We start from the raw sequence: 14,093 nt of genomic DNA on the forward strand, positions 1-14,093 counted from the left end.
CCCCCTCACGGTCGGTCCCGACGGTCGGTTCCATCCTGGCAGTCGGCCGTCGGTGCCGCTCCCGGATCGCCTGCCCGGGGCACACCCCGCTTGCCGACGGGCGCGTCGGCAGCGGTGTCGGTGTCGGTGTCGCCCGAGAGGCGCACGAGGTCCGTCGCCAGCGAGGTCAGCCAGGACACCGTCGCGTAGTACACGCGCGGTGCGCCGGGCGGGTCCGCGGCGAGGACGGCGGAGGCCGTCGGGGCGTGGAGCGGTACCGGTGTGTCCACGGCGTCCCCGGTGGGGTCGATGCGGGCGGAGGCCAGCAGCATGTCCGCCGCGATCCGGTCGCCCGTGCGGATGACGGACTCCGCTGCTCCTCTCCCCAGCGGCGGAGCCACGACCGGATCGGGAGGTACGAGGAGCCGGTCGGCGCCCCACAGCGTGTGGTGGCCGGCGATGAGCGCGGCCTGCCAGTCCTGGCCGGCCGGCGGCCGGGCGGGGCCCTTCGGTTCGCTCTGGTACTGCGCGTACGCCGACTCCGCCATGACCAGGGCGTGCTGCAGCGAGCGGTGGCCCGGTGCGGTGACCACCGGCACGCGCCGTCCGCCCGCCGCGATCTGCGCCGTCGTGGCCACGACGATCTCCGCGGCGATCCTCAGCAGCGCCGCGACCGACCGCCGCAGCTCGTCGTGGGCGCCTCGCGGCCAGGCCAGCAGTCCGAACACGGCGCCGATCGCGCTGCCGGTCAGCACGTCGAGCAGCCGGAACTCGGCGAGCTGCCAGGTGGCGGGCGCCAGCTGTGCGAAGACCAGGGCGACCACCACCGTGAACAGCGCCTGCGCCCACCCCGCGCCCTTCACCGGTCCCAGCGTGAAGGTGACCAGCATCAGCGGCGGCAGCGCCACCGCGTAGACCTCGATGTCGGTGCCGACCAGCGCCAGCGACGCCGCCGCGACCAACGCGCCGACGAGCGTGCCGGTCAGCGCGATCCGCTCCGTCCTGCGGGTCTCCCGTACCGTCGTGCGCGTCAGGGTCAGGGTGGCCAGCAGCACCCAGAAGCCGTGCGGGAGGGTGTCGATGCCCGCGATCAGCCGGGCCGCCGCCAGGGCCAGGCTGATCCGCACGGCGTTCTGGAAGAACACCGACCGGCTGCCGACGTGGCCCGACAGGCGCCGCCACCACAGCCGTGGCGCCCGCATCCGCGCGTACCAGAACGGGCCGGGTGCCGGCGCGTCGGCCGCTCGGCCCCGTACGGCGATGTCGGCCGCGGTGGACATCGCGAGTGCGACGTCCACCAGCTCCAGGAGCGCCGCGTTGCGGCGCAGCACGGCGGGAGGGGCGTCATCGGCTGCCGTCAGTGTTCGACGGGTCCGCCGCAGACGGGCGTGCGCCCGGCCGTCGGGCATGGCGCCCCGCAGCCGGGCGGCGGTCTCCTCCGCCACGTCCGCGACCGCCCGCAGCGGGTCCGGGGGATCGGCCCCGGACGGCTCGGCCTCCCCGGCCCGGTCTTCCGCGTCCGCGCCTCCCGTTGCCGCGCCCCCGTCCGCTCCGGGCCCGGCCCCGGCTTCCCGGGGCGGGGCCCCGGTCGAAGGGGGCGGCGGCAACGCCGTCAACCGGCCGAGCAGCGTGCGCGTCGCCAGGCCCGTGTGGGCCAGTGCCCTCGGTCGCACGCCCGCTCCCGCCGGTCGTTCCGCCTCCGGGACGCGGGAGGAACGGAGCCCCGCGCTCAGGGCCCGGGCGGTGCGCAGCGTGGCCTCCGGCAGTGTGTACGGCGCGGAACGCAGCCGGTCCGCGCAGCGTGCCGCGCCCTCGGCGGCCCGGGCGGCCCGTTCGCGGTAGGGCAGGGCGGTCGGCTCGGGCAGCAACGCCGCCTCCGCGACGGCCAGCAGGGCGATCCCGAAGGTCGCCCCCGCCAGCCGTTCGCCCATCGAACCGGGGTCGTAGGGCGGGAACGAGGGCAGGATGTACATCAGCTGCAGCCCCGTGGCCGCGCCGGCGAACCGTGGCCCTCCGACGGCCATGAACGCCAGCACGAACCCGACCACGAGCATGCCGGCCACGGCGCTCCACGTCCGTACGGACAGGTACGTCCCGAGCGTGATCAGCACCCAGCACACCGGCACCGCGCCCGTCAGGAGCACGGCCCGCTGGCGTCCGGAGCCGGGGAGGTGCGAGAGCCCGGCCATGGCGACCGCGCCGAACAGGGCGTACGTCGCGCCGACCGCCGAGTCGAAGCCGTGGAGGAGGACGTAGAACCCGGTCGAGGCGGCGATCGTGACGCGCAGGGCCCTCCGCGCCGCGGTCCGGTAGGCGGGCGAGGGCCGTCGTGGGAACGCGTCACCCATGCCCCCAGCATCGCCCGCCCCGCCGCGCCCGGCACGAGGGAGGGGCCGCCGCCCGCCCGGAGGGGCGGCCGTACGGGGCCGGGCGAGGTGCCGGGGCCCGGTCTTGGCAGGGGGTGCACACCCGTTTACCCTGGGGTGAACAGATGTTCACCCCTGTCTTTCCCGGCTCTCGCACCGCCTCTGGAGCATGATGGCCCCCGCCGAACCCGCGCCCGGCACGACGTCCGGACCCGCCCTTTCCCGGCTCGTCGTACCCGTCCTCGCCTTCTGCGGCGTGGTCGTCGCCGTCATGCAGACCCTCGTCGTGCCACTGCTGCCGCACGTGCCCGAGCTGACCGGGGCGAGCGCGGGCGCGGCGGGCTGGCTCGTGACCGTCACCCTCCTCACCGGCGCGGTCTTCACTCCGGTGCTCGGCCGGGTCGGCGACATGTACGGCAAGCGGCGGGTCCTCCTCGCGTCGCTCGGGGTGCTCACCCTCGGCTCCGTGCTCTGCGCGGTCAGCTCCGACATCGGCGTGCTGATCGCCGGCCGGGCCCTCCAGGGCGCGGCCCTCGCCGTGATCCCGCTCGGCATCAGCATCATCCGCGACGAGCTCCCCGCCGAGCGCGTCCTGCCGTCGATCGCGCTCATGAGCTCCACCCTCGGCATCGGCGCGGCGATCGGACTCCCCCTGGCCGCCGTCGTGACGGACCACTTCGACTGGCACACCATGTTCTGGGCGTCCGCCGCGCTCGGCCTGCTCGACCTCCTGCTCGTGCTGTGGATCGTGCCGGAGTCGGCCGTGCGCTCCCGGGGGCGTTTCGACGTGCCGGGCACGCTGGGCCTCGCCGCCCTGCTGGTCGGTGTGCTCCTGGCGATCACCCAGGGCTCCGGCTGGGGCTGGACCTCCGCGCCGACGCTCGGTCTGCTCGGCGCCTCGGTGGCCGTGGGCCTGCTCTGGGCCCGGTACGAACTGCGTACCCCGTCCCCGATCATGGATCTCAGGGTGTCCGCCCGTCCCGCCGTGCTGCTGACCAACGTCGCGGCCCTGCTCATCGGCTTCTCGTTCTACGCCAACTCCCTGGTCACCGCCCAGCTCGTGCAGGAGCCCACGAGCACCGGGTACGGCCTCGGCGCCTCCCTCGTCGTCAGCGGGCTCTGCCTGCTGCCCGGCGGACTGGCGATGGTGGCCCTGTCCCCGCTCTCGGCGCGGATCTCCGCCTCGTACGGGCCCCGCACCGCGCTCGCCGTCGCGGCGGTCGTCATGACGCTGGGTTACGTGGTGCGCTTCTTCACGAGCCACAGCCTCTGGCTGATCGTCTCCGGTGCCACCGTGGTCGCCTGCGGCACCGCCATCGCCTACTCGGCGCTGCCCGCCCTCGTCATGCGGGCCGTACCGGTGAGCGAGACCGCGTCGGCCAACGGCCTCAACACCCTGATGCGTTCCGTGGGACAGGCGTGTTGCAGCGCCGTGGTCACCGCCGTGCTGGCCCGTGTGACCTTCGTGGCCGACGGCCGGACCGCGCCGACGCTCCACGCCTACCTGCTGATCTTCCTGATCGCCGCCGGAGCGGCCCTCGCCGCCCTCGTCGCCACCCTCCTCCTGCCGTCCGACCGGCCGGGCCGGGGCGCCCCGCGCGGCGGTGACCGGCCGGGCGGTACGGTCGCGGTGCCACCGCCCGCCAGCGCCGCCCGAGGGAACGCATGAGCACCGCCGACGAATCCGCCTCCCCCGCCACGGCCGACACGGAGGGGACCGTCCACCGGGAAGCCGGGAACTCCCCCGCGGACGGAGGGGGGACGGGCCCGGAGACCGGACGCGAGGCCATCATTCGCGCCGCACGGCGGGCGTTCACGCTCAAGCCCTACGCCGAGGTCACCATGCGGGGCGTCGCCGCGGCGGCCGGGGTGAGCCCGTCCTTGATCGTCAAGCGCTTCGGCAGCAAGGAGGCCCTGTTCAACACGGTCGTCGACTTCCGTCCGGCGGCCGCCGAACTCTTCGCCGCCCCGCTGCCCGGACTGGGCCGGCACCTCGTCCTGACCATGGTCGAGCTCCGGGACCGGCTCCGCGGCGACCCGCTCCTGCGCGTGGTCTTCTCCCTCGGCATCGAGGACGAACGCACCCTGCTGCGCGCCCGTTTCCGCGAGCAGATCACCGACCGCCTCGCGGAGGTCCTCACCGGCCCCGACGCCCGGCTGCGCGCCGAACTCGTCGCCGGCCAGCTCCTGGGCCTGGGCGCCACCCTGAGCCTCCACCGCCCCGACGGCGCCACCGCCCACACCAGCGCCGAACGGCTGGCGGACCTCTACGCCCCCGGCATCCAGCACCTGGTCGACGGGGGCGTCGCCCGGACGTGACGCGGCGGCCCCCGGAGCGGCTCCCCCTGGGCGCAGACCGCGCCCGAGGCGGGCGGACGCCACCCCGGGCGGGAACGAGGCGGGGGAATCAGTCCCCGTGGCCGGTTCCGCCGCTGCCGAAGCCGCCGCTGGAGATGCCGCCCCACTTGCGCTTCTCCTCGCTCTGCGGGCCGGGGTCGGCCTCGCCCGAGTTCTTCAGGTTGTGGGGGCTGAGCCGGTGCTCGCCGTCGGTCTGCGGCACCTCCGAAGGCTTACGGTGCTCGGAGAACTCGCCGGGCAGCCGGTCCGTGTCGGGCCGCCGGGGCTGGGACTTCGGGTCCGGCGGCGGGAGCTCGCGGTTCTTGATCCGGATGCCCAACACGAAGGCTCCGATCAGAATCACGACCACGACCAGCCCGCCCAGCACCTGGGCCAGGCCGGACTGCCAGACTCCGGCCGCAAGGACGGGCTCCTGCGAAACGTACACGTGCATGGACGTACCTCGCTCATCTCTTCGTGCTCCGCGGGCCGAACGCCGGATCGGGGGTCCGGCCACGTCTTTCGTCCTTCCGCTCGCGCACCGGCCGCGGATGCGGGGGGTCGAGCGGTGGCGTTCGTGGGGTGTCAGGGTGGGGTGTCAGGTGCGGGTCGGCTCCGCCTCGTCGCGGGCCGCGGACAGGGGCTCGGCGATGTCCTCCAGGGAGCGGCGTTCCGCCTTCACCGCCAGGAAGGCGGCCACGAGTCCGGCCGCGCACATCAGACCGGCGCCGATCTGGAAGGCGAGGACCGTCTCGGACGGCACGCCCGATTCGGTGAGGCCGGCGAAGATCAGGGGGCCGCTGATGCCGCCGGCCGCCGTGCCGATCGCGTAGAAGAAGGCGATGGCCATGGCCCGGGTCTCCATCGGGAAGACCTCGGAGACGGTGAGGTACGCGCTCGACGCGCCGGCCGACGCGAAGAACAGCACGACGCACCAGCAGGCGGTGAGGGTGGTGGCGCTGAGCGCGCCGCTGCCGAACAGCCAGGCCGTGCCGAACAGCAGCAGGCCCGACAGCAGGTAGGTCGACGAGATCATGATGCGGCGGCCGACGGTGTCGAAGAGCTTGCCGAGCAGCAGCGGGCCGAGGAAGTTGCCGGCGGCGATGACGGCGAAGTAGTAGCCCGTGTGACCGGTCGGCACGTCGAAGAACGTGGTGAGGATCGTGCCGAATCCGAAGGTGATGGCGTTGTAGAGGAACGCCTGGCCGATGAAGAGCGACAGGCCGAGGACGGCGCGGCGCGGATAGCGGCTGAAGACCGTCTTCGCGATCAGTCCGAAGCCGATGCTCCGGCGCTGGTGGATGGTGATCTCGCCGGCGGGCGCCGGCAGCGGACGGCCGTGTTCCCGCTCGACCTCCCGCTCGACGGACGCCACCAGCCGGTCGGCCTCCTCGCCGTGACCGTGGATGAACTGCCATCGCGGGCTCTCCGGTACGTGGCGTCGGACCAGGAGGATCACCAGGCCGAGGACGACGCCGAGGGCGAAGCTGAGCCGCCAGCCCACGTCGGCGGCGAAGATGTTCGTGTCCAGCATGACGATGGAGAGCAGGGCCCCGCCGATCGCCCCGAGCCAGTAGCTGCCGTTGATGATCAGGTCGACCCGGCCCCGGTACAGGGACGGGATCAGTTCGTCGATCGCCGAGTTGATGGCCGCGTACTCTCCGCCGATGCCGAAGCCGGTGAGGAAGCGGAAGAGGAAGAACCACCAGGATTCCATCGACAGGGCGGTGAGTGCCGTGGCCCCGAGATAGACGACCAGCGTCACCATGAAGAGCTTCTTGCGGCCGTAACGGTCGGTCAGCCACCCGAAGAACAGTGCTCCGGAACAGGCGCCCGCGACGTACAGGGCGGCCGCCGTTCCGGTCACTTGGGCGGCGGTGATGTCGAGGCCGCTGCCGCTCTCGGCGAGACGGCCGGCGATGTTGCCGACGATCGTCACCTCGAGGCCGTCCAGGATCCACACGGTCCCGAGGCCGATCACGATCATCCAGTGCCAGCGCGACCACGGCAGGCGGTCCAGTCGGGCCGGTACGGCCGTGGTCACGGTTCCCGTGGTCGCGGGCGCGGATGCCCGGGTCGATTCTCTCGTCATGACTCCCTCTCCGTCAGGCACCCTCCTGCGAGTGCCCCGCTCGGGAGCAGTCATGTCTGCGCAGATGCCGGACGCCATGTCCAGCATGTGGCCACCGCGGTCGCCGCACCACGCGAACGCCCGCCGTCCGGGGGACGCGTGCCGGGTCCTGCGGTCAGTCCAGGATGGTGGCGATGCCCTGGCGGCGCAGTTCGGCCAGCCCTTCCCGCATGGCCTGGATCTTCTGTGGAGAGTGCCCGCACCAGCCCTCCAGCTCGGACAGGACGCGCACGGGCTGACGCGTGCGGTAGGAACGGGTGGGGTTGCCCGGGAACTTCTTGTCGGTGACGTTGGGATCGTCCTCCAGGTCACCGGTCGGTTCCACCACGTAGATCCGCCCCCGTCCGTCGCCGGCGGCGAGTTCCGCGCCCCAGGCGGCGGCGTCCAGGGTCTCGGAGACGTAGACGTGGCGGGAGACGCGCCCTTCCTCGAAATTGGAGGCGTGGCCCGGACTCAACAGGTCTCCCGGCATCAGGCACGCCTTCGTCCCGTGCAGGTAGGTTCCCGCCTCGTACACCTGAAAAGGTACGGGTTCGCTGGTCATGGGTCCTCCTGTGTTTCAGGCCGCCCTCGGGAGGGCCGGACGTCACTGGGGGATTTTGCCAGTCGCGGCCCCGAAGAAGTGGCTTTCCCCCGCTCGCTCCTCGGGGCAGGCTGTACGCATGAACGAGTTGCACGGTTCGGCCGTCGTCCTGCGTCCTTCCGGCCCCGGGGACGTTCCGGCCCTGGCGGCCGTCCGCGCCACCCCCGAGGTCCGGGCGCGGTGGCGCGGCGGGGACGACATGACGGCAGAGGTGATCTCCGGCCTGGAGGACTCCGCCACCCGCTGCCTGACGGTCCTTCACCACGACCGGATCGTCGGGATGATCCAGTGGTACGTGGAGGAGGAACCGGACTACCGGCACGCCGGGATCGACCTGTTCCTCGACCCCTCCGTGCACGGCAGGGGTCTCGGCACCGACGCCGTCCGGACCCTCGCCCGCCATCTGGTCGACGACCTCGGACACCACCGGCTGGTCATCGACCCGGCGGCCGACAACGGCGCGGCGATCCGCTGCTACGAGAAGGTGGGGTTCCGGCCGGTCGGCGTGATGAGGCAGTACGAGCGGGGCGAGGACGGCACCTGGCACGACGGGCTGCTCATGGACCTGCTGGCGTCCGAGCTGGTGCGGTGACCCCTTCCCGTCCGCCTCGACGGACCGGGCCGGTGTCGGGACCGGTCCGGCCCTCCGCCCGTCGGTGATCACGCACCGGTGGTCACGCATCGGATGGGTCCTTCCGACCGGCGCCCTCCGGCCGGCGCCTCACGGTCGGCGAGCAGCGTCTCCGCCGTCGAGACCGGATCCCACGCGGGATCGAGGCCGGCCAGCCGCTCGGCGACCCGGTGCCAGGCCGTCGGGTCCGTGCCGAGTTCGGAGTGCACGAGGCCGGCGAGGACGGTGCGGGCCTCCGCGGCCTCGGGCGGCGCGTCCGTGCGGCGGGCGGCGGCCCCCAGGTAGGCGAGCAGCCGTGCGGCCGGGGCCGCGAGGCGCACCAGGTCCGCGCCGTCGAGGAGCCGCGCCGTGAGCAGTCCGTCCAGCTGGGTGGACGGCGCGCAGTGGAACAGGCCGCCCAGGCCGTGCCGGGCCCGCTCCCGGGTGAGTCGCGCGCTGCCGGACATGCCGTCGGGGCCCGGCTCGTGCAGGAGCGCCGCATGCCGCAGTCGTACGTCCTCGGGGACGCCCGCCAGGCGGACGACGTCCCGCCAGTACGGGAGCGGTTCCTGGGCGTGGGCGGCTTCGAGAGCGGTCCAGTCCACGGGCTCGCCCGGCGGGAGGGACTCGACCAGGTCACGTGCGTACGGGGCGTGGGGGGCGCGTCGCAGCTTCCGGACGAGCTTCTCCGGCGCCAGTTCGCGGTCGAGCCGAGCACGGAGGACGGCAGCGGGGTCGGCGGCCGCGAGGGCCTTCGCGCACAGGGTCGTGGCGGAGCGCCCCAGCGCGTCCCGCCCCGCGAGCCGCGCCAGCCGGTCGGCGCCGCCGTGTTCGAACAGCCTGAGGCAGCCGAGCAGTTGGTGGCCGAGGCCGAGTCGCGAGCCGTGCTTCTCGAGGAGCTCCTCCACGAGGTCGGGTTCGGCGGAGCACAGCCACGCCAGTCCGCCGACCGGCCACGCGGCGCCCCCGGCGCGCCAGTCGGCCAGCACCCGGGCGCCGAGGGACGGCCGCCCGGTGCCGGGACGCGACCTGGTCACGATCCGGTGGACGACCGCCCGGGGGTTCCAGTACCGCAGCAGGGTGAGGTCCACGTCGGGGTCGTCGAGGTCGACGAGGTGCTCCACCGCGCCGCTCCGCTCCATCCAGCGGGCCTGGGCGGCGAGGATCCGCAGGGCGGCGGGGTCGCGGTCCGCGAGCAGCCGGTCGAGGACGGCGCGCGGTGTGCGCTCGTGGCGCAGCAGGTACGCGGCGAGCAGCCACGGCCCGTCGGGGCCGAGCCGGGGCAGTACGGCCTCGACCACCTCCGGGTCGGCGAGGCAGAGCAGGGTGCCCTCCGGCCAGGCCCACAGGTGGTCGCCGTGTTCCAGCAGCTCGATCGCCCGGTCGGGCGTGCCCGGCCTGGCCCTGCCGATGGGCTTCTCGGCGGGGGTCACCGGGTCGGCACCGGATTGCGCGCGCTCCAGCAGCTCCGCCCAGGTCAGCCCCTCCGAGTCGGCTTCGGACGCCGTCACGGTCGCGGCCAGGCGGAGCCAGGCGTCCGGGTCGGTGCCGAGTTCGGCGCGCAGGCGGCGGGCGAGCGCGGCCCGCCAGGCGTCGGCGAACGCGAGCCGCCGCCAGTCGTGGGGCAGCAGGAGCAGGCGCCGTGCGGGCAGCAGGGTGAGCAAGTCCTCGGCGGGCAACACGCCCTGTGCGTAGGCCTGTTCGATGTGCTGTACGCCGGAGCCGTACGTCTCGGGGAGTTGCGCGCGCACCTGCTGGAGGCTGGGCGTCTCGTACGCGAAGCCGCTCTCGGACGCGGGGACGCCATGGGCCGCGCAGGCGTCGGTGAACCACCGCGGGGTGGCGAGGCCAGGGGCGGTCGCCTGCTCGTGGACGGCCAGCGCCCGCAGTACCTCGGGATCCTTCGGGCGGGGCGCGTCGTCCGGGGCGAGGGAGTACAGCAGGTCGAGCGCGGCCAGCGCGTGCACGCGCTCGCTCCGGGGGACTGCCTGCCGGGGCGCGGGTTCCACGGCCGGCGGCTCGGGCTCGGCGTGCGGTGCGGGCCGGGCGTCGTCGTCGCGCGGCGGTGCGGGCCGGGCGGTGCCCTCGGGAGGTGGTGCGGGTTCGGCGTGCGGTGCGGGCTCCGCGGTGGGCTCGTCCGGGGTCTTCCCCGCCTCGGTGATCAGCTCCGCGACCGTGCCTCCGTGTCCGGGCAGCAGGACGTCGAGCGCTTCCCAGGCTCGCCCCCGCTCCCCCAGGTGCGCCTCCGTCGATGCGCGCAGCCGGGCGACCGCCGCCGGGCCCAGCAGGCGCCGTCGGGCGAGGCGGGCGAGCGCGGCCACGGCGCGGGCGGCGGGGCGCGCGGTGTCGATCAGGTCGACCGGGTCGAGGAGTCCCGCCGCCGCCATGCCTTCCGCCCAGGCGGCGGCGCTGTCGTCGAGTTCCTCCTCCGCGAGGCGCCGCGCGGGCGGGGTGGTGTTTCCCGCGCGGCGGCCCCCGGCCCGCCACGGCTCGTTGAGGACGCTCAGCCGGAACGCGTGGCGCTGCGCATCGCTCGCCGCCTCGTGGCGGGCCAGCTCCTCGCAGGCCTTGGGCATGAACGGGGTAGCGGCATGGGCCGCCGCGAGGGCGTCGAGATCGTGGGCGTACGGCTCGGACAGCAGGTCGCGTAGGGTGCTGGTGCCCCGCGTCCCGGCGAGCAGCGCGGGCAGCCGGGTCGGGTCCTCGTACGCCTCGCCCTGCGCGCGCAGTCGGCGCGGGCCCTCGCCGTCCGGGGCGGCCAGGGCTTCGGTGACCGTGTCCACGACGGCCCGGTTCAGCCGGGCGGCCGCGGCGGGGTCGTCGAGCAGGGCGCGTACGGCCTCCGGGCCGGTCCGCTCCCAGATCCTCAACAGGGCGTGCTGCTGGGCGACCTGGCGCACACCCCACCGCAGTGCCGGCACCACGAGCTGGGGGTCGCCCGTGGCGAGCAGCGGGGCGAGCCAGGTGCGGGGGACCCGGCCGTGCGGGGCCGTCAGCTCGGTGCGCAGCCCGTCGTCGAGCGGAACGGTGTCGAGGCGCTCCGCGACGGTGCGGCGCAGGGACTGGGTGGTGCGGGGGTTGCGATAGACGGCCGCGGCGACCCGGGCGTCGCCGACCGCGACCAGCCGGGCCAGAACCCGCGTGTCGAGGCGGGGGTGACGGGCCAGGGCCGTCCGGGTGCGGGTGTCGCCGTGGTCGACGACCGCGGCGACGAGGGCGGGCGCCGGCGGGGTCCCACCGGCGAGCAGCTCCGTCGTCACCCGCTCCGGCAGGGCGGCGAGCGCGGCCGCGGCGTGCTGCGGCTCCGCGTGCCCGAGGAGCAGGCCGAGCGTGCGGTGGACGCTGCGCGGCACGGGCGGGCGGAGGGCGCCGTCGGAGACCGACGGAACCGGCGGCGCGGCGATCAGTTCGGGCAGGCCGCCGCGGTGGCCGGCCAGGGCGTCGTGCAGCCCGCGCCAACGGGCCGCGTCCGCGCCGAGGTGGCGTGCCGTCAACTCCGCGAGGAAGGCGGCCGCCTCCTCGTCGACTCCCCCCACGGCGGCGACCTCGGCCGCCACCGAGCGCGCGGGCCGCGTCCGCTCCACGGCTCGCAGCGCGCCGCCGGGCGGCACACCCGCGTCCTCCGTGTCCCGGCCGGCCCCGATCATCTCGCGCAGCAGCCGTCCGGCCGCCCCCACCTGCGTCTTCCTCATGGGTCGCCATGCTAGGTGCGACCACTGACAATCGCGGGGGAGGCGACGGCCGAAGACGTGCAGCGCATCCGTGCCTCTGGACTTCTGAGCTTCTGCGCCTCTGCGCTTCTGCGCCTCTGCGCTTCTGCGCCTCTCTCCCGCTCAGCGAAGACCGCGCTTCTCGCGTTCGGCCTCGATCGGTTCCTCCAGGGGTTCCCCGGGTCCACCCCGTGCTCGGTGGCGCCGAGGGCGTCGTACTCCTGGGTGCCGAGCGAGAGACCGAGCTCGGCGAGGACGGCGGCCAGTCGTGTGAACGCCGTTCGCCCGTCGTGCACACGCCTTCCCCGGAGGCCGGAACCAGGGATCGGGGCAAGGGGCCGGAGCGGGATCCTCACGTCAACGCGGCGGCGGCCTCCGGCAGGAGGTGGGTTACGCCGACGGCTCCCGACCGTCCTCGGGGTCCGGCCTCAGAGCCGGCCCCGGCCCTCCTGGTCGACCGCCGCGCGGATCACCGCCGCCAGGTCGGCGGCGGTGGTGGCGGCGGGACCGCCGGTCAGGAGGCTGTGGGTGAAGGCGAAGGACAGGCCGCGGCGGTGGTCGGCGAAGGCGATGCTGCCGCCGCTGCCGTTGTGGCCGAAGGCCGGTTCGCCGCCCATCGCCGGCAGGTCCAGGAAATAGCCCATGCCCTTGGCGATCGGTGCGCCGAGGACGCGGTCCGGCTCCGACGTCTGGAGCTCGTACAGGCGGGGCAGCGCCTCCGCCGGGAGCAGTCGGACGCCGTCCACCTCGCCGAGCAGGGCCGCGTACATCCGGGCCGCCGCCCGGGCGGACACGGTCGCGGCGGCGGGGAGGTCCGCGCGCAGGTAGTCGGGACGGTTGGCGTTGTCGGCGGCGGGCCACACGCCGCGGTGGGGCAGGGCCAGGAAGAAGGGCGCCTCGGGCGGGATCTTCGCGAGGCTCTCCTCCCAGGAGCCCGCCACCAGCGGGACCACGCGGTGCGCGTGCTCCTCGGGGACGCCGTAGAGGAGCGAGTCGGCGATCCCGAGCGGCTCGGCGACGTGGGTCCTCAGGGCCTCCGCGGCGGAGAGGCCGGTGACGCGGCGCACGAGTTCGCCGAGGATCCAGCCGAAGGTCCAGCCGTGGTAGCCGGTGGCGGTCCCGGGCTCCCACAGCGGCTCCTGGCCGGCGACGAGCGCGGCCATGCCGTCGAAGTCGTACAGCTCCTCGATGGTGAGGGACGGCGGCAGCTGCGGCACGCCCGTGCGGTGCGCCAGGGCGTCGCGGACGGTGGCGCGGTCCTTGCCGTGGGCTCCGAACTCGGGCCAATACGCGGCGATCGGGGTGTCGTAGTCGAGCAGGCCGCGCTCCGCGAGGACGTGGACGAGGGTCGCCGTCACCCCCTTGCCCGTGGAGAAGCTGTGGAAGAGGGAGCCGGAGCCGACGCCGTCGCCGGCGTGGGCGTCGACGATCAGCTCGCCGTGCAGGTACGCGGCGACCTGCGCGCCCGTCTCCCGGCCGGAGTCGACCAGCGACCGGAGGATGTTCTCGACCTGTGCCTGTATGTCCGCCATCAGGGTTCCCCTTTACCCGTAAGCTGTCCTGAACACTGCTCAAGTTGAACAGTGCTCAAGCTAACCTGAGCACTGTTCAAGCGTCAAGCGGCAGACGGCGAGCGCGAAGTGTCGGGCGCTCAGGAAACGGAAAGGGGCGGACACATGCCGGTACGACGGGCCGACGTGATCGACGCGGCCATGGAACTGCTCGACGAGAGCGGCCTCGACCAGCTCTCGACCCGCCGGATCGCCGACCGGCTCGGCGTCCGCGTCGGCGCCATCTACTGGCACCTGAAGGACAAGGACGAGCTCCTCGCCGAACTCGCGGACAGGGTCGTCGGCTCCTGCCTGGCCGGGGTCCCCGTCCCGGACGGAAGGGCCGACCCGCCCGCGGACCCGGCCGCCCGGCTGACGGCCGCCGCCCACGCCGTACGGAACGCGATGCTCGCCCACCCCGACGGCGCCGCCCTCGTGGCGGGCCACGCCGTACCGGGGCCCAACTCCCTCGTCCTCGCCGACCGCCTGTGCGGCATCGCCCGCGAGGCCGGGCTGCCCCTCCCGCTCGCCGCCGTCGCCGGGGACACCCTGCTCAGCTACGTCACCGGCTTCGTCCTCCAGGAGCAGCGGCGCGGGGACCCGCCCCACCACCGCCCGGACACCTCCGTCCCCGCCCCCGAGTTCGACCCGGACCGGCTCCCCCACCTGGCGGCGCTCCTGGCCGAAGGGCTCCCCGACGACGACACCGCCTTCGCCGCCGGGATCGACCTCCTCGTCACCGCCGTCACGAACCGGGCCCGGCCCCGGCGATGACGGCGGCAGCCCCGAGGCGCATCGGCCACTCGTCCGCCCGACGAGCTCCAGGG

10 protein-coding genes are annotated in these 14,093 nt (G+C 74.6%); 4 read left to right on the forward strand and 6 right to left on the reverse strand.

Annotated elements, in window-relative coordinates; genetic code table 11:
- Positions 1-5: 5 nt before the first annotated feature.
- Entirely contained in the window at positions 6-2,327 is a 2,322-nt protein-coding gene (locus IE180_RS07210) for an FUSC family protein (protein WP_190155934.1), read from the reverse strand.
- A gap of 190 nt (positions 2,328-2,517) precedes the next feature.
- Here IE180_RS07210 and IE180_RS07215 point away from each other — a divergent pair, with 190 nt between their 5' ends.
- A complete protein-coding gene (locus tag IE180_RS07215) occupies positions 2,518-4,014 on the forward strand; it encodes an MFS transporter (protein WP_373302703.1) in 1,497 nt (498 codons plus the stop codon).
- On the forward strand, positions 4,011-4,664 hold the full coding sequence (locus IE180_RS07220; protein WP_190155936.1) for a TetR/AcrR family transcriptional regulator: 654 nt from the start codon (positions 4,011-4,013) through the stop codon (positions 4,662-4,664). The genes IE180_RS07215 and IE180_RS07220 overlap by 4 nt, the downstream gene beginning before the upstream one ends.
- An 88-nt stretch (positions 4,665-4,752) precedes the next feature.
- Here the strand turns inward: IE180_RS07220 and IE180_RS07225 are convergent, their stop codons facing one another.
- The 3 genes from IE180_RS07225 to arr all read right to left on the reverse strand — a co-directional run bounded on the left by IE180_RS07225 (position 4,753) and on the right by arr (position 7,357).
- Entirely contained in the window at positions 4,753-5,136 is a 384-nt protein-coding gene (locus IE180_RS07225; protein WP_190155937.1) for a DUF6479 family protein, read from the reverse strand.
- A 144-nt stretch (positions 5,137-5,280) separates the two neighbouring features.
- Entirely contained in the window at positions 5,281-6,774 is a 1,494-nt protein-coding gene (locus tag IE180_RS07230; RefSeq protein ID WP_190155938.1) for an MFS transporter, read from the reverse strand.
- Between the two features lie 154 nt (positions 6,775-6,928).
- Entirely contained in the window at positions 6,929-7,357 is a 429-nt protein-coding gene (arr, locus tag IE180_RS07235) for an NAD(+)--rifampin ADP-ribosyltransferase (RefSeq protein ID WP_190155939.1), read from the reverse strand.
- A 118-nt stretch (positions 7,358-7,475) separates the two neighbouring features.
- Between arr and IE180_RS07240 the strand changes: the two genes are divergently transcribed.
- The gene (locus tag IE180_RS07240) at positions 7,476-7,988 is read left to right on the forward strand and encodes a GNAT family N-acetyltransferase (RefSeq protein WP_190155940.1); all 513 of its coding nucleotides are present in this window, start codon (positions 7,476-7,478) and stop codon (positions 7,986-7,988) included.
- 68 nt (positions 7,989-8,056) lie between these two features.
- On the opposite strand, the gene IE180_RS07245 is transcribed toward IE180_RS07240, so the two are convergent.
- Complete coding sequence (locus tag IE180_RS07245; protein ID WP_190155941.1) at positions 8,057-11,698, reverse strand: hypothetical protein; 3,642 nt, start codon at positions 11,696-11,698, stop codon at positions 8,057-8,059.
- Between the two features lie 446 nt (positions 11,699-12,144).
- Positions 12,145-13,248 carry a serine hydrolase domain-containing protein gene (locus tag IE180_RS07250; protein WP_190155942.1) on the reverse strand — a complete coding sequence of 368 codons (1,104 nt, stop codon included), beginning with the start codon at positions 13,246-13,248 and terminating at the stop codon, positions 12,145-12,147.
- 144 nt (positions 13,249-13,392) lie between these two features.
- On the opposite strand from IE180_RS07250, the gene IE180_RS07255 reads away from it, so the two are divergent.
- The gene (locus IE180_RS07255; protein WP_190155943.1) at positions 13,393-14,040 is read left to right on the forward strand and encodes a TetR/AcrR family transcriptional regulator; all 648 of its coding nucleotides are present in this window, start codon (positions 13,393-13,395) and stop codon (positions 14,038-14,040) included.
- Positions 14,041-14,093: the final 53 nt, after the last annotated feature.

This window comes from Streptomyces litmocidini, assembly GCF_014649755.1.
GTDB classification, from domain to species: Bacteria; Actinomycetota; Actinomycetes; order Streptomycetales; family Streptomycetaceae; genus Streptomyces; species Streptomyces litmocidini.

Excerpts from the sequence above, each read along its gene's own strand:
- IE180_RS07210 (WP_190155934.1), bottom strand. The coding sequence starts at position 2,327 with ATGGGTGACGCGTTCCCACGACGGCCCTCGCCCGCCTACCGGACCGCG.
- IE180_RS07215 (WP_373302703.1), top strand. The coding sequence starts at position 2,518 with ATGGCCCCCGCCGAACCCGCGCCCGGCACGACGTCCGGACCCGCCCTT.
- IE180_RS07220 (WP_190155936.1), top strand. The coding sequence starts at position 4,011 with ATGAGCACCGCCGACGAATCCGCCTCCCCCGCCACGGCCGACACGGAG.
- IE180_RS07225 (WP_190155937.1), bottom strand. The coding sequence starts at position 5,136 with ATGCACGTGTACGTTTCGCAGGAGCCCGTCCTTGCGGCCGGAGTCTGG.
- IE180_RS07230 (WP_190155938.1), bottom strand. The coding sequence starts at position 6,774 with ATGACGAGAGAATCGACCCGGGCATCCGCGCCCGCGACCACGGGAACC.
- arr (WP_190155939.1), bottom strand. The coding sequence starts at position 7,357 with ATGACCAGCGAACCCGTACCTTTTCAGGTGTACGAGGCGGGAACCTAC.
- IE180_RS07240 (WP_190155940.1), top strand. The coding sequence starts at position 7,476 with ATGAACGAGTTGCACGGTTCGGCCGTCGTCCTGCGTCCTTCCGGCCCC.
- IE180_RS07245 (WP_190155941.1), bottom strand. The coding sequence starts at position 11,698 with ATGAGGAAGACGCAGGTGGGGGCGGCCGGACGGCTGCTGCGCGAGATG.
- IE180_RS07250 (WP_190155942.1), bottom strand. The coding sequence starts at position 13,248 with ATGGCGGACATACAGGCACAGGTCGAGAACATCCTCCGGTCGCTGGTC.
- IE180_RS07255 (WP_190155943.1), top strand. The coding sequence starts at position 13,393 with ATGCCGGTACGACGGGCCGACGTGATCGACGCGGCCATGGAACTGCTC.